At 52.3% G+C, this 24,980-nt stretch carries 26 protein-coding genes; 11 read left to right on the top strand and 15 right to left on the bottom strand.

Features of this window, described 5'->3' with window-relative positions; all coding sequences use genetic code 11:
* Window positions 1-2: 2 nt before the first annotated feature.
* On the top strand, window positions 3-1,676 hold the full coding sequence (locus tag JUF13_RS05720; protein ID WP_203638360.1) for a glycoside hydrolase family 13 protein: 1,674 nt from the start codon (window positions 3-5) through the stop codon (window positions 1,674-1,676).
* A gap of 384 nt (window positions 1,677-2,060) precedes the next feature.
* On the opposite strand, the gene JUF13_RS05725 is transcribed toward JUF13_RS05720, so the two are convergent.
* The 3 genes from JUF13_RS05725 to JUF13_RS05735 all read right to left on the bottom strand — a co-directional run bounded on the left by JUF13_RS05725 (window position 2,061) and on the right by JUF13_RS05735 (window position 4,570).
* Complete coding sequence (locus tag JUF13_RS05725) at window positions 2,061-2,609, bottom strand: phosphoribosyltransferase family protein (protein WP_125764133.1); 549 nt, start codon at window positions 2,607-2,609, stop codon at window positions 2,061-2,063.
* A 3-nt stretch (window positions 2,610-2,612) separates the two neighbouring features.
* Window positions 2,613-3,686 (bottom strand): NCS2 family permease, encoded by a 1,074-nt coding sequence (locus JUF13_RS05730; RefSeq protein WP_203638362.1) that lies wholly within the window; start codon window positions 3,684-3,686, stop codon window positions 2,613-2,615.
* A 203-nt stretch (window positions 3,687-3,889) separates the two neighbouring features.
* On the bottom strand, window positions 3,890-4,570 hold the full coding sequence (locus tag JUF13_RS05735; protein WP_203638363.1) for a hypothetical protein: 681 nt from the start codon (window positions 4,568-4,570) through the stop codon (window positions 3,890-3,892).
* A gap of 175 nt (window positions 4,571-4,745) precedes the next feature.
* Here JUF13_RS05735 and JUF13_RS05740 point away from each other — a divergent pair, with 175 nt between their 5' ends.
* The 4 genes from JUF13_RS05740 to JUF13_RS05755 all read left to right on the top strand — a co-directional run bounded on the left by JUF13_RS05740 (window position 4,746) and on the right by JUF13_RS05755 (window position 8,051).
* Window positions 4,746-5,168, top strand: a complete 423-nt coding sequence (locus tag JUF13_RS05740; RefSeq protein WP_203638365.1) for a MerR family transcriptional regulator — start codon at window positions 4,746-4,748, stop codon at window positions 5,166-5,168.
* Window positions 5,169-5,346: 178 nt separating this feature from the next.
* Window positions 5,347-6,624, top strand: coding sequence for an MFS transporter (locus tag JUF13_RS05745; protein ID WP_308439866.1), 1,278 nt, complete (start codon window positions 5,347-5,349; stop codon window positions 6,622-6,624).
* A 97-nt stretch (window positions 6,625-6,721) separates the two neighbouring features.
* The gene (locus JUF13_RS05750; RefSeq protein WP_203638367.1) at window positions 6,722-7,288 is read left to right on the top strand and encodes a TetR/AcrR family transcriptional regulator; all 567 of its coding nucleotides are present in this window, start codon (window positions 6,722-6,724) and stop codon (window positions 7,286-7,288) included.
* 70 nt (window positions 7,289-7,358) lie between these two features.
* Entirely contained in the window at window positions 7,359-8,051 is a 693-nt protein-coding gene (locus JUF13_RS05755; RefSeq protein ID WP_203638369.1) for a DUF4097 family beta strand repeat-containing protein, read from the top strand.
* An 89-nt stretch (window positions 8,052-8,140) separates the two neighbouring features.
* Here the strand turns inward: JUF13_RS05755 and JUF13_RS05760 are convergent, their stop codons facing one another.
* The 3 genes from JUF13_RS05760 to JUF13_RS05770 form a co-directional block, all read right to left on the bottom strand.
* A complete protein-coding gene (locus JUF13_RS05760; RefSeq protein WP_203638371.1) occupies window positions 8,141-9,328 on the bottom strand; it encodes an NADH-dependent flavin oxidoreductase in 1,188 nt (395 codons plus the stop codon).
* A complete protein-coding gene (locus tag JUF13_RS05765) occupies window positions 9,318-9,626 on the bottom strand; it encodes a hypothetical protein (protein ID WP_203638373.1) in 309 nt (102 codons plus the stop codon). The genes JUF13_RS05760 and JUF13_RS05765 overlap by 11 nt, the downstream gene beginning before the upstream one ends.
* A 78-nt stretch (window positions 9,627-9,704) precedes the next feature.
* Window positions 9,705-10,076: a winged helix-turn-helix transcriptional regulator gene (locus JUF13_RS05770; RefSeq protein ID WP_125764117.1), complete on the bottom strand. Its 372-nt coding sequence runs from the start codon at window positions 10,074-10,076 to the stop codon at window positions 9,705-9,707.
* A gap of 197 nt (window positions 10,077-10,273) precedes the next feature.
* On the opposite strand from JUF13_RS05770, the gene JUF13_RS05775 reads away from it, so the two are divergent.
* Window positions 10,274-10,657, top strand: a complete 384-nt coding sequence (locus tag JUF13_RS05775; RefSeq protein ID WP_203638375.1) for a hypothetical protein — start codon at window positions 10,274-10,276, stop codon at window positions 10,655-10,657.
* 606 nt (window positions 10,658-11,263) lie between these two features.
* On the opposite strand, the gene JUF13_RS05780 is transcribed toward JUF13_RS05775, so the two are convergent.
* From JUF13_RS05780 to JUF13_RS05790, 3 genes are all read right to left on the bottom strand, one after another.
* Entirely contained in the window at window positions 11,264-12,241 is a 978-nt protein-coding gene (locus JUF13_RS05780; protein ID WP_203638376.1) for a cation diffusion facilitator family transporter, read from the bottom strand.
* A 93-nt stretch (window positions 12,242-12,334) separates the two neighbouring features.
* The gene (locus JUF13_RS05785) at window positions 12,335-13,309 is read right to left on the bottom strand and encodes a serine hydrolase (protein WP_203638378.1); all 975 of its coding nucleotides are present in this window, start codon (window positions 13,307-13,309) and stop codon (window positions 12,335-12,337) included.
* Between the two features lie 71 nt (window positions 13,310-13,380).
* Window positions 13,381-14,154 (bottom strand): hypothetical protein, encoded by a 774-nt coding sequence (locus JUF13_RS05790; protein WP_203638380.1) that lies wholly within the window; start codon window positions 14,152-14,154, stop codon window positions 13,381-13,383.
* Between the two features lie 847 nt (window positions 14,155-15,001).
* On the opposite strand from JUF13_RS05790, the gene JUF13_RS05795 reads away from it, so the two are divergent.
* Together JUF13_RS05795 and JUF13_RS05800 are read left to right on the top strand one after the other, a co-directional pair.
* On the top strand, window positions 15,002-16,174 hold the full coding sequence (locus JUF13_RS05795; protein ID WP_203638382.1) for an iron-containing alcohol dehydrogenase: 1,173 nt from the start codon (window positions 15,002-15,004) through the stop codon (window positions 16,172-16,174).
* A gap of 449 nt (window positions 16,175-16,623) precedes the next feature.
* Window positions 16,624-17,280 (top strand): HAD family hydrolase, encoded by a 657-nt coding sequence (locus tag JUF13_RS05800; RefSeq protein ID WP_203638384.1) that lies wholly within the window; start codon window positions 16,624-16,626, stop codon window positions 17,278-17,280.
* A 51-nt stretch (window positions 17,281-17,331) separates the two neighbouring features.
* Here the strand turns inward: JUF13_RS05800 and JUF13_RS05805 are convergent, their stop codons facing one another.
* Both JUF13_RS05805 and JUF13_RS05810 read right to left on the bottom strand, forming a co-directional pair.
* Entirely contained in the window at window positions 17,332-17,958 is a 627-nt protein-coding gene (locus JUF13_RS05805; RefSeq protein WP_203638387.1) for a GyrI-like domain-containing protein, read from the bottom strand.
* 71 nt (window positions 17,959-18,029) lie between these two features.
* Window positions 18,030-18,500 (bottom strand): GyrI-like domain-containing protein, encoded by a 471-nt coding sequence (locus JUF13_RS05810; RefSeq protein ID WP_203638389.1) that lies wholly within the window; start codon window positions 18,498-18,500, stop codon window positions 18,030-18,032.
* A gap of 79 nt (window positions 18,501-18,579) precedes the next feature.
* Between JUF13_RS05810 and JUF13_RS05815 the strand changes: the two genes are divergently transcribed.
* The 3 genes from JUF13_RS05815 (at window position 18,580) to JUF13_RS05825 (ending at window position 20,857) form a co-directional block, all read left to right on the top strand.
* Window positions 18,580-19,545, top strand: coding sequence for a helix-turn-helix transcriptional regulator (locus tag JUF13_RS05815; RefSeq protein WP_203638391.1), 966 nt, complete (start codon window positions 18,580-18,582; stop codon window positions 19,543-19,545).
* Window positions 19,546-19,838: 293 nt separating this feature from the next.
* Window positions 19,839-20,333 carry a hypothetical protein gene (locus JUF13_RS05820; protein ID WP_203638393.1) on the top strand — a complete coding sequence of 165 codons (495 nt, stop codon included), beginning with the start codon at window positions 19,839-19,841 and terminating at the stop codon, window positions 20,331-20,333.
* A gap of 11 nt (window positions 20,334-20,344) precedes the next feature.
* Window positions 20,345-20,857 (top strand): hypothetical protein, encoded by a 513-nt coding sequence (locus JUF13_RS05825; RefSeq protein WP_203638395.1) that lies wholly within the window; start codon window positions 20,345-20,347, stop codon window positions 20,855-20,857.
* Between the two features lie 134 nt (window positions 20,858-20,991).
* Here the strand turns inward: JUF13_RS05825 and JUF13_RS05830 are convergent, their stop codons facing one another.
* The 4 genes from JUF13_RS05830 to JUF13_RS05845 form a co-directional block, all read right to left on the bottom strand.
* The gene (locus tag JUF13_RS05830; protein WP_125764089.1) at window positions 20,992-22,374 is read right to left on the bottom strand and encodes a sugar porter family MFS transporter; all 1,383 of its coding nucleotides are present in this window, start codon (window positions 22,372-22,374) and stop codon (window positions 20,992-20,994) included.
* A gap of 246 nt (window positions 22,375-22,620) precedes the next feature.
* Entirely contained in the window at window positions 22,621-23,292 is a 672-nt protein-coding gene (locus JUF13_RS05835; protein ID WP_203638397.1) for an ABC transporter ATP-binding protein, read from the bottom strand.
* A 3-nt stretch (window positions 23,293-23,295) separates the two neighbouring features.
* Entirely contained in the window at window positions 23,296-24,357 is a 1,062-nt protein-coding gene (locus JUF13_RS05840; protein WP_203638399.1) for an ABC transporter permease, read from the bottom strand.
* 11 nt (window positions 24,358-24,368) lie between these two features.
* A complete protein-coding gene (locus JUF13_RS05845; protein WP_203638401.1) occupies window positions 24,369-24,878 on the bottom strand; it encodes a TetR/AcrR family transcriptional regulator in 510 nt (169 codons plus the stop codon).
* Window positions 24,879-24,980: the final 102 nt, after the last annotated feature.

The following is a 24,980-nucleotide window of genomic DNA, read 5'->3' on the forward strand; positions in this document are numbered from 1 at the left end:
CTATGTCTAAGCAATGGTGGAAAAACGCCGTCGTCTATCAAGTTTACCCACGCAGTTACCAAGACAGTAACAACGATGGGATTGGGGATCTCCCCGGTCTGACCCAGCGCCTACCTTACATTAAAAAATTAGGCGCCGACGTCATTTGGCTGAACCCCATTTACAAGTCCCCCGACAAGGATAACGGTTACGACATCAGTGATTACCGCAATATCCAGGATGCTTATGGTACCATGGCCGACTTCGACAAATTATTAGCCAGTGCCCACCACCAAGACCTGAAGATTTTAATGGACTTAGTGGTCAACCACACGTCTGATCAACATGAGTGGTTCCAACAAAGTCGGCAGTCAAAGGACAATCCTTATTCTGACTACTACATTTGGCGTGACCCGGTTGATGGCCACGAGCCGAACAACTGGGGGTCCTACTTCAGTGGGTCCGCTTGGACGTTTGAACCCAAGCGTGGTCAGTACTACCTGCACCTCTTCGCACCTGGTCAACCCGATTTGAATTGGGAAAATCCAAAGGTTCGCCAAGAAATCTGGAGTCTCATGAAGTTCTGGCTGGACAAGGGGATCGATGGCTTCCGGATGGACGTTATCAACTTAATTTCCAAGCCAGCCGGCTTGCCGGATGCACCCCAAGCACCGGGTGCCCCTTACGGTAACGTGGAACCACTGGTCTCCGATGGCCCTAAGCTCAACGACTACCTGCGGGAAATGAACGACGAGGTCTTATCCCACTACGACGTCATGACGGTGGGCGAAATGCCCGGTTCCACGCCAGAAGACGCCATCACCTACACCGGGCTTGAAGCTAACGAATTGAACATGGTCTTCCAGTTCCAGCACGTCAGTCTATCCCCCAACACTGATCCTCGTCTGGGCAAGTGGAACGACGCCCCGGTCAAATTGACCGAATTAAAGGGCGCCCTCTCCCGTTGGCAAAAGGCCTTGGATGGCAAGGGTTGGAACAGCCTTTACTGGAACAACCACGACCAACCCCGTGCCGTTTCTCGTTTTGGTAATGATACGCCAGCCTACCGGGAACTCTCCGCGAAGATGCTGGGCACCACGCTCCACATGCTTCAAGGCACCCCTTACGTTTACGAGGGCGAAGAGCTAGGTGAAACCAACGTGCACTACACCTCACTCGACCAGTATGAAGACCTGGAAAGCCTGAACGCCTACCGGCAAAACGTCGAGGAAGAAAAGATCATCGACCAACCAACGATGTTGAAATACCTGTCCCACATGTCCCGGGATAATGCCCGGACACCCATGCAGTGGGATGATTCCAAGAACGCCGGTTTCTCCAAGGGTCAACCATGGTTCGCTTTAAACCCGAACTACACCAAGATCAACGCGGCAGCCGAAGTCGACGATGACCAATCCGTCTTCAACTACTACCGGCAGTTGATTGCCTTGCGCCACAGCAGTGACCTGATTGTTCACGGTACCTTTGAAGAATTAGACGCCGACGACGAGCAAGTCTTCGCCTACAAGCGTCACTATCAAGGGCAAACCCTGTTGGTCATCAGCAACTTCACCGACCAGACCGTCACCCGTGACTACGACCAGGCCAACGCCAGTGAAAAGCTCATCGGCAACTACGCCGACGACCAAGGCACCACGCTCCGGCCTTACGAATCCAAAGTTTACTTGTTCAAATAAAACCTCTGACTGACATCAAGGTAAATTAAAAACCACCTAGGTCCAATGACGACTGCGAGCGTTGTTGAACCTAGGTGGTTTTGTGTGTAATGAGGTTTTGTGTGTAATGAGATTTAATGTTAATTAAGTTTATTCCCAGATAGCTTGGACGACAACTGATAAATGGGTTAAACCCATATCAGCCGCAGGGAAGGTGAAAATGAGCCCAGCCGTGGGAATTGCCTTAGTGGCGTGAGCCGCTTAGGCAATTGATACCTTTGAGACTCGCTTTTCAGAGGCTCAAAGTAAGTCCGGAGACCGCTCTTTGGCTCCAGGCGTTCGCCCACAGCGGACCGGTCTCATTTTCACCTTCCCGGAGGCGCTGGCAAAAACAGTTTAACCCGTTTAATCGATGGGAAACAAGGGGAGCTTGGCCAAGTACTGAATGTCCGGCCGGTCCGCCGCAGCGCCCTCAGCCAAGATGGCCATCTGGCCCACAATGGTGGCGCCCGCCCGCTTCAATAGCTCCTGGGCGGCATTCAATGAACCCCCGCTGCTAATGACATCATCGACAATGACGACCTTCTTCGCCACCAGCCGGTCGGCATCGGTGCCATCCAGCACCAATTCCTGCGGTGCACTGGTCGTGATGGCCGTCACGGGGACCTTGAGGGGCGCACGCATGTAATCCTTGGTGGCCTTTCGCAGAACCACGAATTGCGGGTGATCGGTCAGCCGGCTAAGCTCCTGGGCCAACGGAATGCCCTTACTCTCTAACGTGACAAAATAATCGAACTTCTTAGGCACTAACTGAGCCAATTGTTCCGCAGCATAATCGGTTAACTCGGCATCCCCTAATAGCACAAATGAGGCAATCGCTAAATCTTGACTGATGGGCACCACGGGCAACTGCCGCGTGATGGGTCCCACTTTTAATTCATATGTTTTCAACATCGTTTAGACCCCCAGTCCAACTAGTAACAACCCTTTCAACAGGCCCCCGGTTAAGAGACCAGCAAACGGATCGGCCACGGCCGTCACCACCAAGGTAATCGCCGCCACGGTCGCGTCCTTCCCCTGCAAGGCCGTCGCCGCATCCGCCGGAAAGATCACGACGGCCCCCAAAATAAACAGGAAACCAGCAATCGAGGCGCTCGGCACGTATTTTCCCAGTCGGGGTAACCAACCCACCGCTAGAATCGCCGCCATGATCAGCATCATCAGAATCCCGGCAATGACCGGTTCAGGCGCACTGGCCGTCGCGGAAATAATCGTTTCAACCGGCGCGCCACCAAGCAGGCTGGTTCCCATATCGGCCAACGACTGCGTAATCGTCAGCAGGTTCAGGTTGACCGGATTGGGCTTAAGCCCCGTCATCTCCCCCGTAATCAGTCCATAGGAAATGTTGGCCCCAATGTTCAGACAGGCCAGGCTCAACGCCCCACGGACCACGCGGGGATTAATCGTCGGTTTCGTAAAGACAAATCGGCGAGCCGTCACGTGTTCCGGGAGTTCGGCACGGTAATGGGTCACAAAGACGGCGGCCAAACTCGACCCGACCACGGACAACACAATCGTCCAAACTAAGTCTTTGGTCACTAAATAGGTCACGGCGGCCAGCCCGACCGAGGTCCATCCCGTCAAGCGTTCCTGCTTAGCCATACTCAACGCAATCTTTGCCAGCATGACCCCCACACCGGCCATCATCCCCGCCATGATGCCGTTGCCTAGCAGTGCGACAATCTTGGTGAGGGTCCCGGTCACCCCAATCAGGAGCATGACCAGGGAACCCCCTAAGATAATCGACGTTCGCTCGCGTAAGTCCCTACCAAGCTTTCCCGTCAGCGCTAAGGATTCGGCCTGAAAGGATAAGGGGGCCACGGCGCCAAACGCCCCGTTGACCGCCGAAGCAAATAGAAACGAAAACATCGTCGGAAATATCGCGAAGCCTAGTGACATCGCCATGATTCCCTGAGGAATCCCATTTAACACGACTCCGATTGCCGCCAACAGATCCGCTACCCAATGCATCAGATGTCCACCCTCCACGGTTTCCTTGTTTGCTCTTCATTCTTCGTTTTCTTTCTACAGAATACGTTAATCAAACGAAATTGTCCACCTATTTTTCTGATTTTACGAACATTTGATATAAATACCGTTGTTATTTTCGTGTATATTTCAGGGAATAAAAAAGTGCGACCCACCATTCGTTGAGTCGCACAACCATTATTGCGTTAAGAATTTTTCAACTGCCGTTCCTCCACCGCAACTCGCAACAACCGCCACGAATCCGGTAACTGCAACGTCTCCAGCTGGCCATGCGCCAACGCCACCGCCTCCTGCACAAGTTGGCCCGCATGCGTGTCACAACCTGCTGGGGCGTAGGCATCGTACTGGCGATTCTGCGTGAGCAGTTGGGTCAGGAGTTTTCGCAAAATCGTGACCCCCGCCGGTAGGAGCAGTTGATGCGCCGTCACGCCGATCTCTTGTAACCAGCACTGCGCCTGACTGGCGATTCCCGCCAACCTGGCTGGCGTTGCTGGACCACCCGACTGTTGGACCACGACCAGCCCGACCAACGCGCCCATTGTCGCCAACACCGTGGCATGACTCACCTGAGTCAGGTCCAGCAATAGGTAATTGGCGACGGTCGGTTGCCACGCTGGCGGCGAAACTGGTAGTGCCGCTAACAGCTGATTGCCGAGACGGCCGTAGACGGAGCGCCCCAATTTTTCAATCAATTCTTCCAACGACACCTGGGGGACGATGGTGAGCTCGTCGGTTGCTGTATCCTGCAGTAACAGGTCGCGCGGCTCCGGTCCCAATAGCGCAGCCAGGCTGGCACTAGGGTCAATCGACCATGGTAACCGCGGCACAAAGTCCGCCCCCGCAGACTGAACATTAAATTGTCTCACACCATCACCCCTCCTCACCTACCAGCAGTGTACCCCCTTCGACCTACTTGAAGGCAACCCCTTTGTGCCTAAATTTTAAATCGAGGCAAACGCTTGCGCAAACGTCAGCAAACGTGTATGATTGAAAACATTGCTTAGAGTTAGTCGAACGCGAACCTTTTGAGGAGGGACCCAGATGTCTTATACCATCCACGAAGTTGCTCAGAAACTGGGCATTTCAACCTATAGTATTCGCTATTACCACGATCACGGCATGTTGCCCAACGTCAAACGGGACGCCAACAACAACCGCGTGTTTAACGACGTCGACTTGGAAGGGTTACATATCATCCTGTGCTTACGCGGGACGGGGATGCCCGTCGAACGAATTCAGCACTACCTCGATCTCGTCCAACAAGGGGAATGCACCGTGCCTGAACGCTACGAAATGATGCAAGCGCAACAGGAACGGACGCTCCGCGAAATCGCTGACCTTAAGAACCATCTGTCGACCATCAACTTCAAGGTTGATCACTACGCAGAAATTATGAAGACTCACCAGCCCGATAGTTTTGTGCCCGCAAGTATGCGCGACACGGCCACCAACCAAACGGCTTAAACTTGACCGGCTCCCACTAGCATTAACCACAGTTTCATCAACCAAATCAGCCATCTCTCACCGTTGTGTGCGAGGTGGTTTTTTGTTGAGTCAACTTTCTTGCACCCCCTTAACCAATATGCTACGCTTAACCACCTGTGAGCCATTTATTAAATATTTTATGAGGGGGGTCCGCTCCTTGGAAACCACACACTTGCCGCACTGGCGGCGCAACATCTATCTCTTCTTAACCAGTCAGTTCCTGTCGGGAATCACCAGCATGGTGGTCCAGTACGCCATCATCTGGTACTTGACCAAGCAAACGGGCTCGGCAACGGTCCTCAGCCTGGCGACGCTGCTGGGGATGCTCCCGATGGTGCTCCTCAGTCCTTTCGTGGGGCCATTCGTTGACCGTCTCAACAAGAAGGCCCTGCTGATTGTCCCAGACATCGTGGCCGCCATCTTCGCCATTATTTTATCGATTGCCGGTACGCTCCAGTCGACCTTTCCCCTGTGGCTGATTTTCATTTCGCTACTGGTCCGGTCGATTGCGCAGACCTTTCAGATGCCAACGATTCAGTCGATTCTGCCGACCATGGTGCCGACCGATGAGCTCACGCGCATCAACGGGCAGCTGGGGATGGTCCAGTCGGCCAACATGATTATTTCACCGGCGCTGGGCGCATTTCTCTTTGCCATCGTCCCCATGAATTTCTTAATTTTAATCGATGTGCTGGGCGCCATCATTGGGATTAGCCTGTTGACGTTCGTGCGGATTCCCGAGCATCCCGTGATTGACGAAAAGGTTCACGTTCTGGCCGATGCCAAATTTGGGCTGATGAAGCTCCGCAACACGCGGGGTCTCTGGGCTATCACCATGATTGGTGCGGCCTTCACGCTGATGTTCATGCCCGCCGCCAGCCTGTACCCGCTGATGACCATGGGCTACTTCCACGGCACGGTCGGCCAGGCTGGCCTGATCGAAGTCATTTACTCTGTCGGCATGCTCGCCGGGGGCGCCATCATTGGCCTCTTTGGTAATTGGCGCGACCGGATGAAACCCATCTTCTGGGCGACCGTCGCCATGGGCGTGACCTTCGGCGGTAGCGGCTTTCTGCCGGGCAACCAAACCGGCTTCGTCTGGTTCGTGGTCTTAAACGCCTTAGCCGGTGCCATGACGCCGTTCTATAGCACCCTGTTGATGGCGATGATCCAACAGAGTTTCCCCGCCGACCAACTCGGCCGCGTGCTGGGCGTGCTCAACTCCTTGACCAGTGTTGCTGGCCCAGTCGGCCTGATATTTGCGGGTCCCCTGGCCGACAGCCTTGGCGTCGAAAAACTGTTTATCATCGGCGGCCTCGGCTCCCTAATCTGTGGTCTCGCCATGTGGCTGTTGCCGAGCGCTCGCGCTTACGACCAACAGTTACAGGCGCGCCTAGCAACTGAGGCGTTAGCTCAACCCGATTTAGACGATTAATCCTAAGGACCTGTTTCCGGACAGGTCCTTTTTTACTTGACTTACTGAATGAATTAAATTAATATTCATTCAGTAAGTCAAGGAGGTCGCTTAATCTATGGATGACAAACAGCAACGCCTATTCACTGCCGCTCGGGACTTGTTCCTAGCACAGGGCTTCAAGGCCACTAGTATCGCGGATATCGCGGCCAAAGCGGATGTCGCGGTCGGGACCTTTTACAATTTCTATCAATCTAAAACAGCCATCTTTATCACCGTCTATAACCAAGAAAATGAGTGGATCAAGCAGGCTATCATTAGCCAAATTGACCTGACGGCGGACCCCGCAACGGTCGTCCAAGCTGTTCTCCAACAAATCTTCACCCAATCCACTAACAATCGCATTCTCCAGGAATGGTTTAGCAACCCCAAGCTCAACGCGATTATCGCTAAGACCAACCAGGACATTGCCGCCGATAGCGTGGTCTACGCGACCCTCATGGTGCTGATCACCGACTGGCAACAGCGCGGCTTACTCGCGCCCGGCATGACCCAGGACCGAATTCTCAGCCTGTTCAACGCCCTCACCGTGGTTGATTTTCACCAGAGTGAAGTCCAAACGGCCGACTATTTCCAACTGGTCAGCGACCTGATCACCGGTATTCTTCATGTCATTCTAAAATAGCCACAACGGTTATTTTTTTCAATCAAAATGAATGAATTAAAAATATATTCATTCAAAAAAGGAGCCCATTATGAAAAAAATTCTACTTACTTTGTTAGTTCTCATCATTGTCCTTGTCTTAATCCTAGGCGGCTTAGTTCTCTGGACCACCAGTACCAACCGGCGTTTCACCGTCAATTCATTGACCACCACGCCACTCACGACTAAATCCGTTGACCTAGACACGGTCCCCAAGAACCTGACGCTCACCCTCCGGACCGCCAAATTGATTATTAAACCCGGACAACAGAATCGTCTGACTCTTAGTAATGTCGCCACCAACCAGTACGTCATCTCGACGACCAACAATCAGCTAGACGTTAAAGAGTCTAACTTGTCCAGCCATCCCTTTGAAATTGGTCACTCGCCCGTCTTAATACTCAACCTAACCGACGCCCACGTGTTGCGGAATTTAACCATCGACCAATTCAACGGCACGCTCAAGTTGAACGACCTTACCACCCAGCACCTCAAAATCCATCACCACAATGGCACAACCATCGCGCACCACCTAACCGTCACGGCCGGTGGCACGCTGGTCAAGGATAATGGCAGTACCACCCTCAACCAGCTGTCCAGTGACGGTCTCCAGGTCGCCTTTAAGACCGGTCAAGTCCACGTGAACGGCAAAAAAGCCGCCCACAACAGCCACCACTACACCCAAGCGGGCCAGCATCCCCTGACCATCACCAGCGGGTCGGGCCAGGTCCGCATCACAAACTAAAAAGACACGGCCAAGGGGCAAACCTCCTGGCCGTGTCTTTACTTGCTAAAACAAGTATTTTCTATTCGCGAAATTAATAATTGGTGGGGCTACATCTTCTTTTCGAAACCTTCCATTGGGGCCGCTTCGTTTTGGTAATCGGCCGCAACAGCGGGGTCCGTGGTGAAGTGCATCACGGAGTAGAAGGCGCCCTTCAGGTAGTACTGCATAGCCACCGGAATCTTCAGTTCGGTCATTTCAGATGGTGAAAGTTGGTAACGGATGCTGGCTTCATCCCCGTCCAGCACCTTTTCCATCCATTGGGGTTCGCGAATCATTTCGCGGCCCATGGCCACCAAATCAGCCCCCATGGCGAGAACAGCATCGGCGTCAGCTGGCGTTTCCACGGAACCGACACCAATCAGTGGCTTGCGGCCAGCTAACTGGGCAACAAACTTCTTGATCAACGGTTCGTGGTCGCTCTTGTCGTTCAAAGACGTCCGTTGCGCAGAACCCATGGACATGTGCACGTAATCCACGTCGGAATCGCCTAACATATCCAGGAAGGCTAAGCTATCAGCTAAACGAATCCCTGGTGTTTCGATTTCCTCGGGTGAGATCCGGTAGCCCAACAGGAATGGGCGGTCGGCGTACTGGGTAATCGCCTCATGGGCGCTGGTGATCACGGCCTTGGCAAAGGCCATCCGGTCATCACGATTGCCACCCCACTTGTCCGTCCGACGATTTGAGTTAGGAGAGAAGAACTGCTGCAACAGGTAGGTGTTGGCCCCATGCAGTTCGACCCCGTCAAAACCAGCGGCAATGGCCCGCCGCGTGGCTTCGCCAAAGGCAACGATCAACTCATCAATTTCCGCCGCCGTCATTTCTCGAGGCGTCTGCGAATCGGCTGGAAAGGCGGCCTTGACGGCACTAGCACTGACTGGTTGGGTGCCACGGAGAATGCTGTCGTTAGACTTCCGGCCAGCGTGGAAAATCTGCAGGACGGCCTTGGTACCATTGCGCTTCATGGCGTTGGCCAAGCGACTCAATCCCTCGATGTCGGTATCATCGGCAATTGACAGTTCGCCTTCGAAGCCCTTGCCGCCAGCAATCACGTTGGCCACTTCACCAATGATCATGCCAACGCCACCGGCCCGAGCGCCGTAGAAGTCGATTTCATCGTTGGTCACGTGGCCGTCGTAGAAACTCGACATGGTCGTGGTTGGGGACATGATTACCCGGTTCTTTAACGTAATCCCGTTCTTAAAGCTAAAGTCCTGTTGAAAATTATAAGTCATCTGATTTTCCACCTTTCTGAATTGCGGTACATTTTTGAATTGCCGTTAAAATCGGTCGGAGGGTCTCGCCGGCTGGCGTCAGCGCCCAGCGCCGTTGTTTCACGTGAAACATCACGAGTTGGCAGCGCTGCAATCGCCACAAACCACACCAACAGCCCCACCGTTGCTTGCCATTTAGCCGCTGCCAGATCATCCCCATGGATTGGGAACCCTCTGCCAGCAACAGGAGTAGTTGCCACTGCACGGGTTGCGTGACCACCGTTTGGGTCGTCTGTAACCCGCGAATCGAATGCGCCATCGCGCCACCTCCTCAACGAAACCTAGCATAACCGCTTGCTGGGCAGAAAAAAAGAAGGCACTTAAAAGTACCTCCTGATTAATTTTCTAAAATATGGCTGAAGCCCCCGTGGTCGTTGGCAATTTCCATGTCGGGCACTTCACTGGCCCGACGTTCACCCCACACGGACATCTGTACCAAAATCTGGCCCAGAGAACGGCCCAGGTCGGTCAACGCGTAGGTGACTTTAAACGGTGCCCGCTCGCCAGAAATGTGGCGGACGATGATGCCGTCTTGTTCCAGCTCCCGCAGTTGTTGCGTCAGTACCTTTTGCGAGATGGCCGGCAACTCGCGGCGGAGGTCACACGTTCTTTGGGGCCGATTGCCCAAATGGCACAGCAGTTGTGGCTTCCATTTCCCACTAATAATGCCCAGCGTTGCCTCGACCCCATTGTTATACGACTTTTTCACGTGATGACCTCCTCAATAGTTTTACTCATTATAGCGCCTAAGTGACCTTTGGGGGAGTAGGCACCTTTTAGTAACCATGGAATTAATCTCCTTTTCCATCCTTAGAAGTGTAAAATGAGATTAATTTTAAATAGAGAGGTAAGTGTTTGTAATTGTATGATCTTAAATTTCGAATTCTAGCTAGTTGTATGGCGGTCGTGCCTACAGCAATCATCGGTGCAGAATGGTATATTAACTTATCAATGAATGAAACACCCTTAGAGTTTGCAGTTGCAATCCTATTGCTGGCTTGGGTTTGGCTAGCATCATTGGTTAGTAGCATAGTTCTTTTAAGACTGATTTCGATCTTCTTATATCAAAAATCAGTTCAACAGCTTTTAAAAACGCCTAATCTTAATTACATGCTAGAATCCAGAGATTTGCAGGATCTGTATAAAATTTTTCAAGCACTCGATTTCAGCTACTCTAGAAAACTCAGAAAGGTTGCGAAAAAAGAGAGTATGGATCAAAAACGTAAACGCTTAATCGAAGCCATTATCCATCGTAAAAGTTTACTGGAAATGGACGAGAATAAGTTGTAATTGCTAGAATTGATTCTATCGCGAACGTAATAGCACTGCAGAGAGACCAAGCAACCGTTTTTCGACGGGGCTTGGCCTCTTTGATTTGTCATGTATATTGTGCCATGGAGCCCACGGAACGTCGTGCAGATTCGGCCCGGCCATAACGTCAAACGGGATGGAAACTTACGGCAAAGAACCATCAAATTATTAATTAATAATCAAAAATAGTAATTATTAATAATTAAAGGAGCCGCCATATTAGCGACCCCTTTTTGTTCAAACAACTTGTTTTTTAGTTTTAAAAACTCATATCGCCTGAAAGGCCTAAGAAACACCGTGCTGGCTTCCAACGGGGTTAAACCCATGTCAGCCGCAGGGCTGGGAAAAATGAGCCAGTCGTGGAAGTGACCAGAGGCGAGCCAAGATGCCCGGCTGTGTCGATGGCCTTGGCTGGGGTACTTTCTCAGCCTAGCCCATGGGGCAACCTTTGAGACCGCCCTTTGGCTCAAAGTTGAGGTGGAAGCCCGCTTCTCAGGCTGGAACCGACCCCACAGCAGGGTATCTTGAGCGCGCCGCCGAGAACGAACGCGACCAGGCTCAGTTTTCACCGAAGTCAACATCAGTCTAACCCGCTGGGACAGCCATCACGTTGGTGTCGACGACGCCGAACTCGTGGCGCATCGCCGCCTCAATCTCCTCGCCCAACCGGTAACTATCCTGCACTTCCATGTGGGCGTCGACCGCAATCACCAGATCAACCGTGACCACGTTACCGTTGTAGTGGGCCTTGAGGTCTTCCACCCGTTTGACCCCGGCAAAGCCCGCGGCCATTTGCCGAAATTGTTCTTCAACTTCCGGGTCAAAGTAGTCGGCCAGGTTCAAGCTACTCTCACGGAAAATCTTGATGCCCGCCGTCAGAATATAGATACCGACCAACATACTGGCCACGCCATCAAGCCAGGTCAGTTTGAACGCCAGCGCACCACCAATCGCAATCATGGTCGCGATACTGGTCATGGCGTCGCTCAAACTATCCAGCGCGGCGGCCGTCAATGCAGCGTTCTTTAATTTTCGACCGGCCCGCCGGTTCAGCCACCACACCCCTAGCATGACGACCGTGGCGATGCCGGCCCCCAGAATCGTAATCGGTTGGGGCACCTCCTGGTCGGCGGGATTCATGAGACTCTTGATGCCGCTGTAGATGACGCTGGCGGCGATGGCAATCATCACGATCCCGGTCAGCATGGTGAAGACCGTTTCGTAGTGAAACCGCGTCAATTGAAGGCGTTGGCCGCTGTGGCTGTAGTCCTCCGGTAGCGGCTGACCCATCAAATCATCGTCGTGAATATCACGGGCGATGTAGATGCCAATTAATAACAAAATGGTGGAAATAATTCCGGATAAATTGTTAAACGCATCGGCCCGCAACGTTTGGGAGTGCCCGACAATGGCTAAGTAGAACTCGATCACGGAGATACTCAAGTAGGCCCCCACGTTTAAGTATAGGTGCCGCTGAGCGCCGCGTAACTTGGCCAACTCGGCCTGTTGCCGCGCCTGCCATTCGGCCTGTTCCTGTTGCCGATGCTTGTCTAATTCTTTCATACACAACCCCTCTTATCCGCTTAGATAGCTCCATTATAAGTCGTTTAACCGCTGCGTGATCAGTGAATTTCAGCGTTAACTAAGTAACGATTCCTAACCAAACACGACGGCATCAATCTGCTTCCCCAGTTGATTCATCGCCGGAACCTGCTGGGAGAGCTCGCCATTTTGCGATAGCGCCACGACCACCACGGCCTGCTTGCCCCGAGCAAAAATGGCCGCGTCATTTTCCACGCCGTAGGTATCGAACTCACCGGTCTTGTTATAAATTTGACGACTGGCTGGCACCAATTTGGGTAGCTTGGTGTGATTGGTATTAGCCGCCATCAACTTTAAAATCGCCGTATCGGCGGCGCGTGAAATCAGCTGGTGCCGCCAGATCTTCATTAACAGGTTTCCTAAATCGCGAGCAGAGGTTTCGTTGTCCCGTCCCGCTGCAAGCGCCTTTTGATCCATCATCTTTCGCCGAAGAACCGTTTGGGTGGCACCCAAGCGTTTAATCTCCTGATTGACGGCCGCCAAGCCCCCGACCTCGCGGATGATGATGTTGGTGGCGGTGTTATCGCTCACGGTCATCATGTCCTTTAGCAAGTCGCGATTGGTGACCCGCGTTCCGGCGGCTTGCGCCTGTAGATTCCCGGTACCACCTACCTTATCCGCCTCACGGAGCGTATAGGTCGCGGCCAAATCAAACTTGCCAGCCGCAACCTGACGATAGACTGTCGCCAAAATAAATAGTTTAATATCACTCGCAGCCTTCTGTGAGCGGTTGTGCCAACTCAGTGTCTGCCCCGCCGTCGTTTGAATATACACGGCATTTTGTCCCTTCAAGTGGCCCATCGTGCTCTGCGCAATTTGTTTGAATGGCGCGGTTTGAACCGGCTTGGTCGTTTGGGACTTAGCCGGTTTTGCTTTAGGTGTTTTTGGCTTGGTTACGCTAGAACTGGCCGATGCCGAGCGGCTAGATGTCATCTTTTTCGCCGCCTGATGGGCTTGGCCACGCGACTGACAGCCGACCAATCCCAAACTCGCGACACCGACCAGTAACCACAATCCCCATTTTTTCATCAAAATTCCTCCTGACCTAAAAATACACGGCGGCCGTCAGATGCGGGTTGCCGTGTATTGAAGATTCTGATTTACTGCATCCAGACTTCGTTCACTAAATCACCATCGTACGAGTTACCGTCCGTCAACACGATATCATCGTCGTAGGACGTGTAGCCGTAGTACGTTTCGTGCTCGCCGTTGCTCCAAACCACGTCGATTTCCACGTTAGCATCGATGGTCTTGGTATCGTTGGTGCCGGTCGTCACGTCATAGGACAAGACGCCGTGCGCGCCGGAATCCTTGATGGTCGCGGTCCCGTGGAAGGCAGAACCATCGTTGTTGTTCTGCACGACCGAGCCGTTATCGTGAATCGTCAACGTCTCCTGTTGCCGGTCGCCATCGTCGTCATTATAGAAATAATAGTCGCCAACGTACTTGCTGTACCCGTCAAAACTGTTGTTGGTAGTGGTCGTCGTGGTCGTGTTGCCCCCACTGGCCTGAGTCGTGGTCGCGCTATTGCCCTTGGACTGGGTCTTCTTCAACAGAAATTTGTCGTTGCTCTTTTGCAGACTGAAAAATTCCGTCTTCAGGGCGCCAAACCCCTTCTTGTTCAAGTCCGTCAGATTAATGCTGCTCAGCTTTTTGTTCGACTGCTTGTATTTGCCATCGGCATTCAGGGATTGCGCTGCCGCGATAATTGACTCATCTTTGGCCGTTTTCCCCGATCCCTGTTTACTGCTAGATTGGCTTTGCTTAAACGCATTCTTGGCCTGCCGACTACTCATATTAGACGTACATCCCGCCAAGCTCCCCGCTGCCAACAACGCAACAGCGACCGTTAGCCAGTGCTTTTTATGTGCCATTTTTCTGCCTCCGCAATTGATTTATGTACTTCTTATTGTCAATTTTAGGCCAACCCATCAACAACTACAATGGCTAACACTAAATAGTGATTTGTCGATTAATAATCAAGATAAACGACAATTGTTGTCGCAAATTATCGGCTTAAATACGCTGCTGATTCCCTATGTCTGTGGTAAATACCAGCCACAGTCAGGCCACGCTAACGGCAAGCCCCGTAACTATGGGCTAAACCAGTGTCCGCCGCCGTAGGGATGGCGGAAATTGTGCCATTCACATGCCAAGTTGAGTGACCAGAGGCGGATCAAAATGACCAGCTGTGTCGGTGGTCTTAGCTGAGTGCCTTATTCTCAGCTTAGAGCACGGGGCGACCTTTGAGACCGCATCTCAGGCTCAAAGTCGAGGTGGAAGACTGCTCTTTAGTCTGGAACCGACCCCACAGCAGGGCGTTTTGAATCCGCCGTCGGGAACGGGAACGCTCAGCCGCGGTTCAATTTCCGCCACCCGGAGTCCATGACAACGACCAGTTTAACCCGCCCCAGGGAAATGCGTCAGGGGGTTCACGACCCAGTGAAACCTGACGCAAGCAGTTGTCTCCCCCGAAATTCACAGCAAAATGAGAACAATTTGTTTATCTTTTCATTAACCCGTTTCCGTTATTGTAAGCGCTAAATAAATTTTCTTTGGGCATGATGAACACCGTCAAATCGGTGATACACCCTGGTTTTCTCGGACAACTAACAAACTTTTACCCGAAAGCAGTTGCAAACTGTAATTTTTTTAGTTATAATTGCTTTGTGAAATTGGTACCAATGATTTTCAAAACTTCCGAAAGAAGGCATTTGTATAATGGCTGAACGTAGTTATGACTTTCTTATGCCCAGTGTCAATTTCTTTGGCCCTGGCGTAATTAGCAAGATTGGTGACCGTGCAAAGATGTTAGGGATGAAGAAGCCCGTCATCGTAACGGATAAGTTCCTTGAAGGAATGGAAAACGGTGCGGTTGAACAGACCTTGAACTCCTTAAAGGCTGCTGGTGTTGACTACGTTGTTTACAACAACGTTGAACCGAACCCTAAGATTCGCAACATCAAAGAAGTTAAGAAACTTTACTTGGATTCAGGCGCTGACTCCATCATCACTGTTGGTGGGGGTTCTGCTCATGATACTGGTAAAGGTGCCGGCATTATCTTGACTAACGGTGATGACATCACCAAGTTAGCTGGGATCGAAACGCTCGACAAGGCTTTGCCACCACTGATTGCCGTTAACACGACTGCTGGGACGGGTTCAGAATTGACTCGTCACGCCGTTATCACGAACGAAGAAACCCACTTGAAGTTCGTTGTTGTTTCATGGCGGAACATTCCGTTGGTTTCCTACAACGACCCTACTTTGATGTTGGACGTTCCTAAGGGCTTAACCGCCGCTACTGGGATGGACGCTTTCGTTCAATCCATCGAACCATACGTTTCCGTTGACCACAACCCAATCACCGACTCACAATGTATCGAAGCCATCAAGTTGATTGAAACTTCCTTACGTGAAGCCGTTGCTAACGGCCACAACCTTGAAGCTCGGACCAAGATGGTCGAAGCTGAAATGTTAGCCGGGATGGCCTTCAACAACGCTAACTTAGGTTACGTTCACGCCATGGCTCACCAATTGGGTGGTCAATACGACGCTCCTCATGGTGTTTGCTGTGCTTTGCTCTTGCCTTACGTTGAAGAATACAACATCATTGCTTGCCCAGAACGTTTCGCTGAATTAGCTGAAATCATGGGTGAAAACACTGAAGGCTTATCAACGCGTGACGCTGCTGAATTGTCCATCAAGGCCATGAAGCAAATGTCACAAGACGTTGGTATTCCTAAGTCCATCAAGGAAATCGGTGCAAAGCCAGAAGACTTTGAACTGATGGCTGAAAACGCCTTGAAGGATGGGAACGCCTTCTCTAACCCTCGTGTAGGGACTAAAGAAGATATCATCAAGATTTTCCAAGCAGCTTACGACGCAAAATAGAGTGCGGAGAGAGCCGGTTAGACTCTGAGCATTAACGTAGCTAAGGGAATACCCCTGGTTTTGGGGTGTTTTCTTAGCTGGGTTAAGCGCAGGAGTCTGGCTCTCGGAGCACGTTTCAGAGGCCGCACGTCTCCGGAATCTAAAATGCGTAGTGTCAGTCCCACCGGTTCCAGGGTCCAACAAAGAGGCCAGTCCCTCTGCGACACACCACCCCAGTAACCGCCAACAACGTTCACAACCAGACAGCCCCCCGCTATCCAGCTTGTGAACCACGTTACGGACTGACAACTGTGATTGGTTAGGATTAACCGCCTAACCAATCAGAAAATTTCAGTGGCCACCTGGTTACCCCCTCTTGGTCACCACTAAAAATAGATTGATTGTGTATTACAGCTACGAAAAGCCACCTTTGCGGGTGGCTTTTTAGTTTGACTAAGGAAGTTCTTTTGATGGAAAAATTTCTAACCTTTGACTGTTATGGCACCCTGCTACGGGAGGAAGGCACCTACGCTGAAATCGTCCGGGCCGCGCTTCAGCTGGGCGTTGATGCCAAATTAGCCCGGCAACGGTTCATCACCTATCAGGGCGACCGCAACAACATGCATCCCTACCTGGACTATGATTTGCTGACCCGCAACAATTTACTCCACCTAGACGAACAATTTGGCCTCAAACATGGTTTCGAGCGCTACTATCCCGAGGTCTTAATGGCGCACCGTGCCCTGACACCGTTTCCCGAAGTCATTGCCACGCTCAAAACGCTACGTGAGCGCGGCTACCACCTGATTATGATGTCCAACTCCAGCTGGGACATCATCCCCGCCAATGCCGACAGCCTCCAGGTGCCCTTCGACATTTGGACTGCCGAGGACGTGCACGCCTACAAGCCGGATCACACCTTCTTCGATGCCGTGGGCAAGCATTACGGCTTCACCCCCGAGAATCACTGGCACATCGCGCAAGGCTATGCCAGTGACATCATCCCCGCTGATCAGCTTGGCTGGCGGTCGATTTGGGTCAACCGGGAAAACGTAAAACCCACAGCCACCGCTCGACCAACCCACACGGTGACCACCCTGGACAGCGTCCTACAGTGGCTCCCGTAATCTAATCGCATCAAAAAAGTCGTCCGACAAGTTGCCAGGCGACTTTTTGATTTACTTCGGTTGAACCCGGTAACGTAGCAGGGTTTTCGCCCTTTCCGGCGCGGTCCGACGGGCATCCGTCAGGTAAATTTCGCGGTGCCAGTAGTCACCCATGGTGGGGATGACCTGCAAGTTCTGCTCGGTCACGACCGTCTGGAGCTGGGCAAATGTGGCCGGCTCATCGTCAAACGGCCCCTGATGGATGGTCTGGAGCACCTGTCCCTCCGCGTAGGTTTCCCAGGTTAATTGGTCGAAGTAGGGATTGGTCTTCTTCGCTTGAACGGTAGCCAAGGCCTGGTCAAAATCCGTGGCCGTCAACCGGTCTGGCTGACGCAACATGATTTTATATTTCAAAGCCGCCTTGTTCAGGTCGGCCCCGCGTGAGCCATCAGTCGTCGTCCAGACGCCCTCCAGCGGGTAAACCGTATACTCGTAGGGTTCGCCCAGTTCACCGCGTTTCAGCGCCATTCGTAGCTGATAGGCCACCGGATACAGGGCGGCAACGTGCTCTCCGAAGTCCGGCTGATTGGGATCACCCTGCCCCTCAATCGTGATGAAATTCAATGCCGGCAACGTTAACAGCGTCGGTTGCTTGGATAAGTACCAGTCCTTCTCTGCCTTGCGCCATTCGTGTTTCATGGAAACCCCTCCTCGTTATTATCTCCATTATACAAAAAATCGTCAGCCACCTACACTGACGATTCACGAACCTATTTTTCGACTAAAGGAACCAGCATTTCGCCGTGAACACCGGCGTCATCGCTCCCGGTCACGTAAGACGTGTTGGGACCACCCACGTAGGCGTAGTCGGTCAATTGGGGTAAGATTTCGCCGAATGCGGAACCTTCGAGTGCGTTGTACAGCCCCATTTGATCCGCAGCCGTGCCGGTAATGACCAGGTATTTGCCAGCGGGAAATTCAATCAGCCGTTGGCCCGCTGCGGGCGTCGCAGCCGTCGTCACTTGTCGGCCGGCGTAGTAGTGAAATTCACCGTTGATGGCTTCGTTAACGGCGAAGGGATAATCGTTGATGCCGTCCAGCTTGGCCAGCGCTTGGTCCGCGTTGATTTTTTGCCAGAAGTTCGCCTTCTGCTGACCCATTTCGGGGAAGTTGCCGGTCAGCACCGTGTCGATGCCTAAAACAGTGAATGCGGGTTTCGTTTCAATCGTGTAATTTGCCATATTGTGATGGCCTCCTTTAGATGATAGACTCAGTATAGTCACTAATGGTTTCAAAAACTGACACTGTTGGGAGAAAATCATGACAAAAACGGAACGGGTCAATACCATGATGCGGTACATCAATAATCGCCAATTTTTTACGATTCGCGAATTGATGGCCCACTTTCGGGTATCGCGAAGCACGGTCATTCGTGATCTTGAAAATATTCAGGAGCTGGGGATGCCCCTGACGTCGAGCGTGGGTCGCGATGGCGGTTATGCCGTTCTCCAGAATACCCTGTTGCCCGCCGTCCAGTTCAACAACGACGAACTGAAGGCCCTATTTGTCAGTTTCCTGGCCACGCTAAATACCCAGCTTCCCTACCTGCAGAACCGCAATACCTTAACGGAGAAGCTCGTGGCCATCGCCTCGCAGACCCAGCAGGATGACCTTCTGACGCTACAGGAGCTGCTAGTTTTCAGTCACACCAATCCAGCTAACACCAAACTGACCGAGCTGACCGACTTTGCCCCACCCATGCTGCGTACACTACTAAATGACTGTCTGACCAGTCGCCAGCTCTATCTCAAACTGACGACGACCACCCGTACCGTTTGGGTTCGCCACGTCTACAATCGTCAGGCTATCTGGTACGTCGACGCCTGGGACCTGAATGCCAGTCGCTTCTACGAACTAAAAATCACGGACATCGTGGGAATCACCCCGGTCGCTCAGGAACAGACACTGGACCCGGACACCATCACCGCGGCTATCAAGGCAGCCCGGCCGCAGCCCAACGTTTGCTTGAAATTGACGACCGACGCCATTCAACAATTTAAACAGCATCCCCATCCCACGGCGCCGCTTCAGTACCGTGCCCAGTTCCATCAGAAGGCCATATTGGAATGCTACCTGGACCCAACCTCGCCAGAACAGCTCCAGGACTTTGCCCGCTGGTTTCTTTACCTGGGTCACGCAGCCACGCTTCAGACGGCACCAACCGAATTGATTGCTGCCATCCGCACTGAATGTCAGGAGCAGTTGGACCAACTACCTACAGAATAATTGTCGTCATCCACCGAATTTTGGTGGATTTTTTTGCTTTTCAGGGCATATGTAAAAAATTTTATCTTTTTTTAAATTGAGGTTAGCTTCTCCCAAAAATGACATTGATCAAAATTAAGCACCTATTGCCTTGGATTAAATTGCACTTGGATGCCTTCAAAACGCCGGTATAACGGCATTTACAAGCTTGCAAGTCTCTGTCTTCCGTGATAACCTTAATTCTGTTAACAAGTTACCACTTCAACGGCGCTGTTGAAAAATTATAAAAAATAAAATACGAAGAGGTTACAATGATGAACAATTTAAATGAAATCATTTTAGACATGTTAGCAAAATTTCAAGCCAAGCACCCCAACAGTACCGTTTCCCCTATTCGATTAATCAAACGGGCCATCTACAATTATGAAAACCGGCGTTGGTCCTACGACCACGAGTTTTTAGCCGCAGCCCTCGTCATGGTCGGGCCCCAAGCGTTTAACTTTGACGACCTGAAGCGGGTAGCCACGGACCTCTCCGGCGTGCAATATGAAGCCATTAATATCACGGCGGACCTCGATGCCTTCATTCGGGTCTGTGCGGATGTGTGTGGCGTCACGCCCACTGCCTTTGCGGCTCGGATGAGCAACTGTGATTTTGCCTTCGCTGACTTAGACCAAACCACCACCATTCCTATGCGTGACCGCGGTTACGATCACTACGCCAAGCAAACTGAAATCGTCTGTGGCCTGCTCAAGGGCAAGTCCCTGGCCGAGGTGCAAGCACTGATTGCCACCATTCTTAGCAAATAAGGCGGTGCCCAATGACCTTACACCTCCTGACCCCAGAAACCCTAACCGTTCTCACGCACCACAATGCCGATCCACAAACGACCTACATTGACGGACGAGCCGCCGCTAACTACGGCGTACGCCACCGGGTTTACCGACCGTGGACGTTTGATACCGACTTCCTCGTCGCAAGCCTGCTCTACTACGGCACACCGATTCTGCCGCCAGCGCTACTCAACCAGCGCGTTCGCCAGTTTACTAGCCAGCAACACGGTCGCTACTTTTTCACCAATCAAACCGACAACATCACGCAAGGGTGCGCCCAAATTGCCGGGGTCTCAAACGACGACTTTCACCTGCGACTGGCACAGGCCCGCCTCGCCTTCAAGGACCTAGAGTTGACTCCCAAATTTCCGCTGGACCCCGTCGCGGATGTGCGTTATCCCCAACAACTCTGGCTGCTCTGCCAGCTCGTTGCCGATGCCGACCGCGCTACTATTCAACAATTTATGACACTTCTCCTGGGTGGCCCCGACGCCGCCTAGGAGAACGAAAAGCCGTCTAACTCAGGCGGCTTTTTGACTGCTATTTTTTCAGCATATGATAACCAACATTTTCTATCTCTCATCCCAAACGAAAAAGGCTTGGACCAACGCCCAAACCTTCCTTAATTAACACGCTATTTATCTGACATTTCAGCTTTCTTATCATGATGCCGCAATTCCATTTCGATTTCTTCCAGTGACTTGCCCCGCGTTTCGGGAACTAAGTAGTGGACGAAGAACATGGATAAGACAGCGAACACGGCAAAGACGGCGAATGGGCCACCGACGTTGTTGTGGAAGTAGGCCAGCATGACCAGGAAGAACTGGGAAACCAAGAAGTTCCCAATCCAGTTGGCCGCGGACCCGATGGAAGAGCCGATTCCCCGGACACTCAATGGGAAGATTTCCCCAATCGTGACCCAGGCAATGGGCCCCCAAGAAATGGCGAACCCGAAGATGTAAATGGCAATCAGAATCATGGTTGGCACGGCCGTCGTGTGGATGTCCATGGTGAAGTTCATTACGGCCAAAATCCCTAAGGAAACGGCCATCACGATTGACCCAAACATCAGGAAGGTCTTCCGGTTGAACTTGTCCATAATAAACGTGGCCAGCACCGTGACCACAAAGTTCACGATCCCAATCCCCACGGAAATCCAGATGGCACTGCCTTCCGCGAAGCCAAATCCTTTAATGAAGACTTGGGGCAGGAAGTAAATCACGGAGTTGATCCCAACTAATTGTTGTAGCAACATGATACCGACCGCCACGACCACGGCTGGCCGGGCAATTGTGAACAGTTCCTTGACGCCACCCTTAGGTTGATGGGCAACGGTTTCAATTTCGGCCAATTCCTTTTCAGGATCATCGGTCGTATTCTTCCGTAACATTTTCAACACGCTTAAGGCTTGTTCGCTGTCACCCTTTTCGGCCAAGAACCGTGGGGATTCGGGTAACAACAGGCCACCGATCAACAGTAAGGCCGCTGGAATCAGAGCTGACCCCAACATCCACCGCCAGTCACGGATGCCCAACAGGTTGTGGTTCAAGAATCCCAGGTTAGACACGTAGGCCAACAGAATCCCTAAGGTGATCATCAATTGGAACAAGGTCCCCAGAGACCCCCGACGTTCAGCGGGAGCCAATTCGGCCAGGTAAGCTGGCGTCAAAGCGGACGCGGAACCCACGGCAAAACCCAAGATGATCCGGGCGATAACCATGGACCAGAAGCCCACGGCCACCATGGACAGCGATGACCCTAACAGAAACAGGATGGCGGCCAAAATCAGCAGCCGCTTCCGCCCGTATTTATCGGCCAACGGACCCACGCCCAGTGCCCCGACGGAAGACCCAATCAGCACGGACGACGTGATGAACCCCGTCTGCCCAATCCCTAAATTAAAGTTATTTTCGATCAGTGGTGAGGCCCCAGAAATAATACCTGTATCAAACCCGAATAAGAGGCCACCTAATGCACCGAATGTGAAAATAAAAAACGTACTCAAATGTCGATTCATATTAACTTTCCTCACCCTTCATAAATAATCAGCAAATACATGATACTGCTGGTTGGTTGTGTTGTAAACGCTTACTCCGGCGCTAAATCACTCTTTTGATGTTCACAAAGTCTGAAACTGCTCTAGACCAAATCCGCATCTAACCCAATAGAAAAAGGGCCGCCAGTCAGGCAGTCCTTCTCGATGGTGTAGACCAATTTTGCTTATCTTCGCACAAAATCCGTCTACCCTTTTATAAAAATATTTTTAAGCAAGAGTCATCCGCCCATCCATAATCGCGTAAGTCTTATCCGCAAACTCCTGGAGCCGCAAATCATGGGTCACGACCACGATGGCCTTGTTGTGCTGCTTGGCCAGGTCGTGGAGCAGTTGCCCAACCACCTTGACCCGGTCACTGTCGAGCGCCGCCGTGGGTTCGTCCGCTAAAATGATGTCGGGGTTCTGGTACAGTGCCCGCGCAATGGCGACCCGTTGCGTTTGACCACCGGACAGTTCACCCGGATACTGCTTCATCAGATTGGCAATGCCCAACTGATCCAACAGATTAGCGAGTTGTTCCGCCGTCAGGTTGCCGTGGGGCTTGACCCGGTCGACCAGGGTAAATTGGTCCTGAACCGACAGATACGGAATCAGGTTGTAGGCCTGTAAGATGAAGCCAATCTTGTTTAACCGCAGGGCATCCCGCGCCTTCCCGGCCAACTGCTGGAGTGACTGGTCCTGCACGTGAACCTCACCGGCCGTGGGCGTTTGAATGCCGCCCGCAATCGTCAAAAACGTGCTCTTCCCGGAACCCGAAGGCCCAATCACCAGACTGACCTGGCCGGCCTCCGCCTCGAAGTTCACGTCCTTTAAGACCGTGACCTGGTTGGTGTCGTGCCCAAATTGCTTACTTACGTGTGCTAACGTCAATGCTGGCATGGTTTAACCTCCAATCACGCTGACGGGGTCAACGTGTAAAATAATCCGAACGGGAATCAAGGCGCCTAGCACACCGGTCAGGAGAATTCCCCCGGTCACGCCGGCAAGCAGCGGCACGTTAAAGCTCATCGGCAACCCGGCTGGCAGGACCAGCACCGTCGCCACGGTCAAGGCGGCCCCGATAACCAGGCCGCCAACCACCAGGATCAGCGCCTGACTGATGGTCGTCGTGACCAACACCTTTGCCGGAATCCCCTGCGCCCGCAAAACCGCATAGTTGGGTAACTTTTGCATGGTTAAAATATAGAGGAACACGGCAATGACGACCATCGCAATCACCATCAAGAAGGCAATCATAAAGGTAAAGGTCGTGTTCTGGGCCGAATAACCCGGTAACTTATTAATGAACTGGCTCATAGTGAGGGTCTTCAGGTCGCTGGTCTTAGGCTTAAAATTAGACCGGTTCGACACAATCCCGCCAGCCTTAAAATCACTGGTGACGTGGCTCAACGTCCGCCAGGTCCTCAGCGTCCCGTAAATGACCGGGGCCACGCTCAGCTTGGCGTTGTGGGTGAACCCGACAATTTTAAATTTGCCGCCGGTGGCCCCTAAGCTCACCTGGTCGCCCAGGTGGTAGCCGTTGGTCTTGAAGCTATCGTCGACCAAGATTTGACGGGCCGTCGTCGGCTTGTGCCCGCTCGTTACGGCCAGTTTACGGTAAATAAACTGGTCGCGGTTGATTCCTAGGAATTGGGCGGACAGCTTCGGTTGGCCCTTGGCCTTGGCGACGACGCCCGCCTGGCCGATGTAGGCTTCATGGCTAGTCAGGGTCACCTTATTAGCCGTTTGCTTGGTCATCAGTGACTGGGCCAGGCTATCGTTGGCATCACTGGTCACCGCAATTTTCTGGGCGTCCCAGGTCGCAATCGCCTGCGTGTTTTGTTGGGCCAGGCCATACGCCAGGCCGCTCAACACGAAGACCAGGTAGCTGACCAGGACGACCATCCCGACGATTAGCCCGTAACGCAGCTTCTCGTGGCGAATCTCCTTGAGTGCTAAAAACATGGTGGTGCCTCCTATTCTGCCAGTAACTGTAGGGCTTGCTGGAAGCGCGTCAACGCCGCATCCTGGTTAGCTGGTCGTAACATAATTTCTTTGATTGTCGCGTGGCTCAGCACCATCGCCGCCCAATCCGCCGCCGGCAAACTCACGGGCACGGGATGGTCGGGCAACAGACTTTCATTTTCACTGTAGTGCCGTCGAATCAACTCATCATATTGACTATTATTGAACTGATCCACGAAGGCCACCACGGCATCATAATAGGTCGCCGGCGTAAACACCCCACTCGGCGTCGTCTCAACGTCCCGGTGAACGGCGGCCAAGGCCTCGTGATACACGGTTTGGTAGGCATCCGTCAGGTCATCAAAGTATTTATAAAAGGCTCCCCGGGCAATCCCAGCAGCCGTCACGATCCGTGCAACCTGCGCATCGGCCAAGCTATGATTAGAAAATTCCGTCAGTAAGGCCGCCATCACGCGCGCCTTTTTTTCAGGATTCAAATTTTTAAAAGTCGTGGAAGGCATGTAAAAGACTCCTTTCAAGTTAAAAGTGACACCGTGTCACCTTATTACGCGTATCAGCATACCATGCGGGTGACACGGTGTCAACTTTGTTGTAAAAAAAGA

Source organism: Levilactobacillus wangkuiensis (assembly GCF_016861605.1).
GTDB lineage: Bacteria > Bacillota > Bacilli > Lactobacillales > Lactobacillaceae > Levilactobacillus > Levilactobacillus wangkuiensis.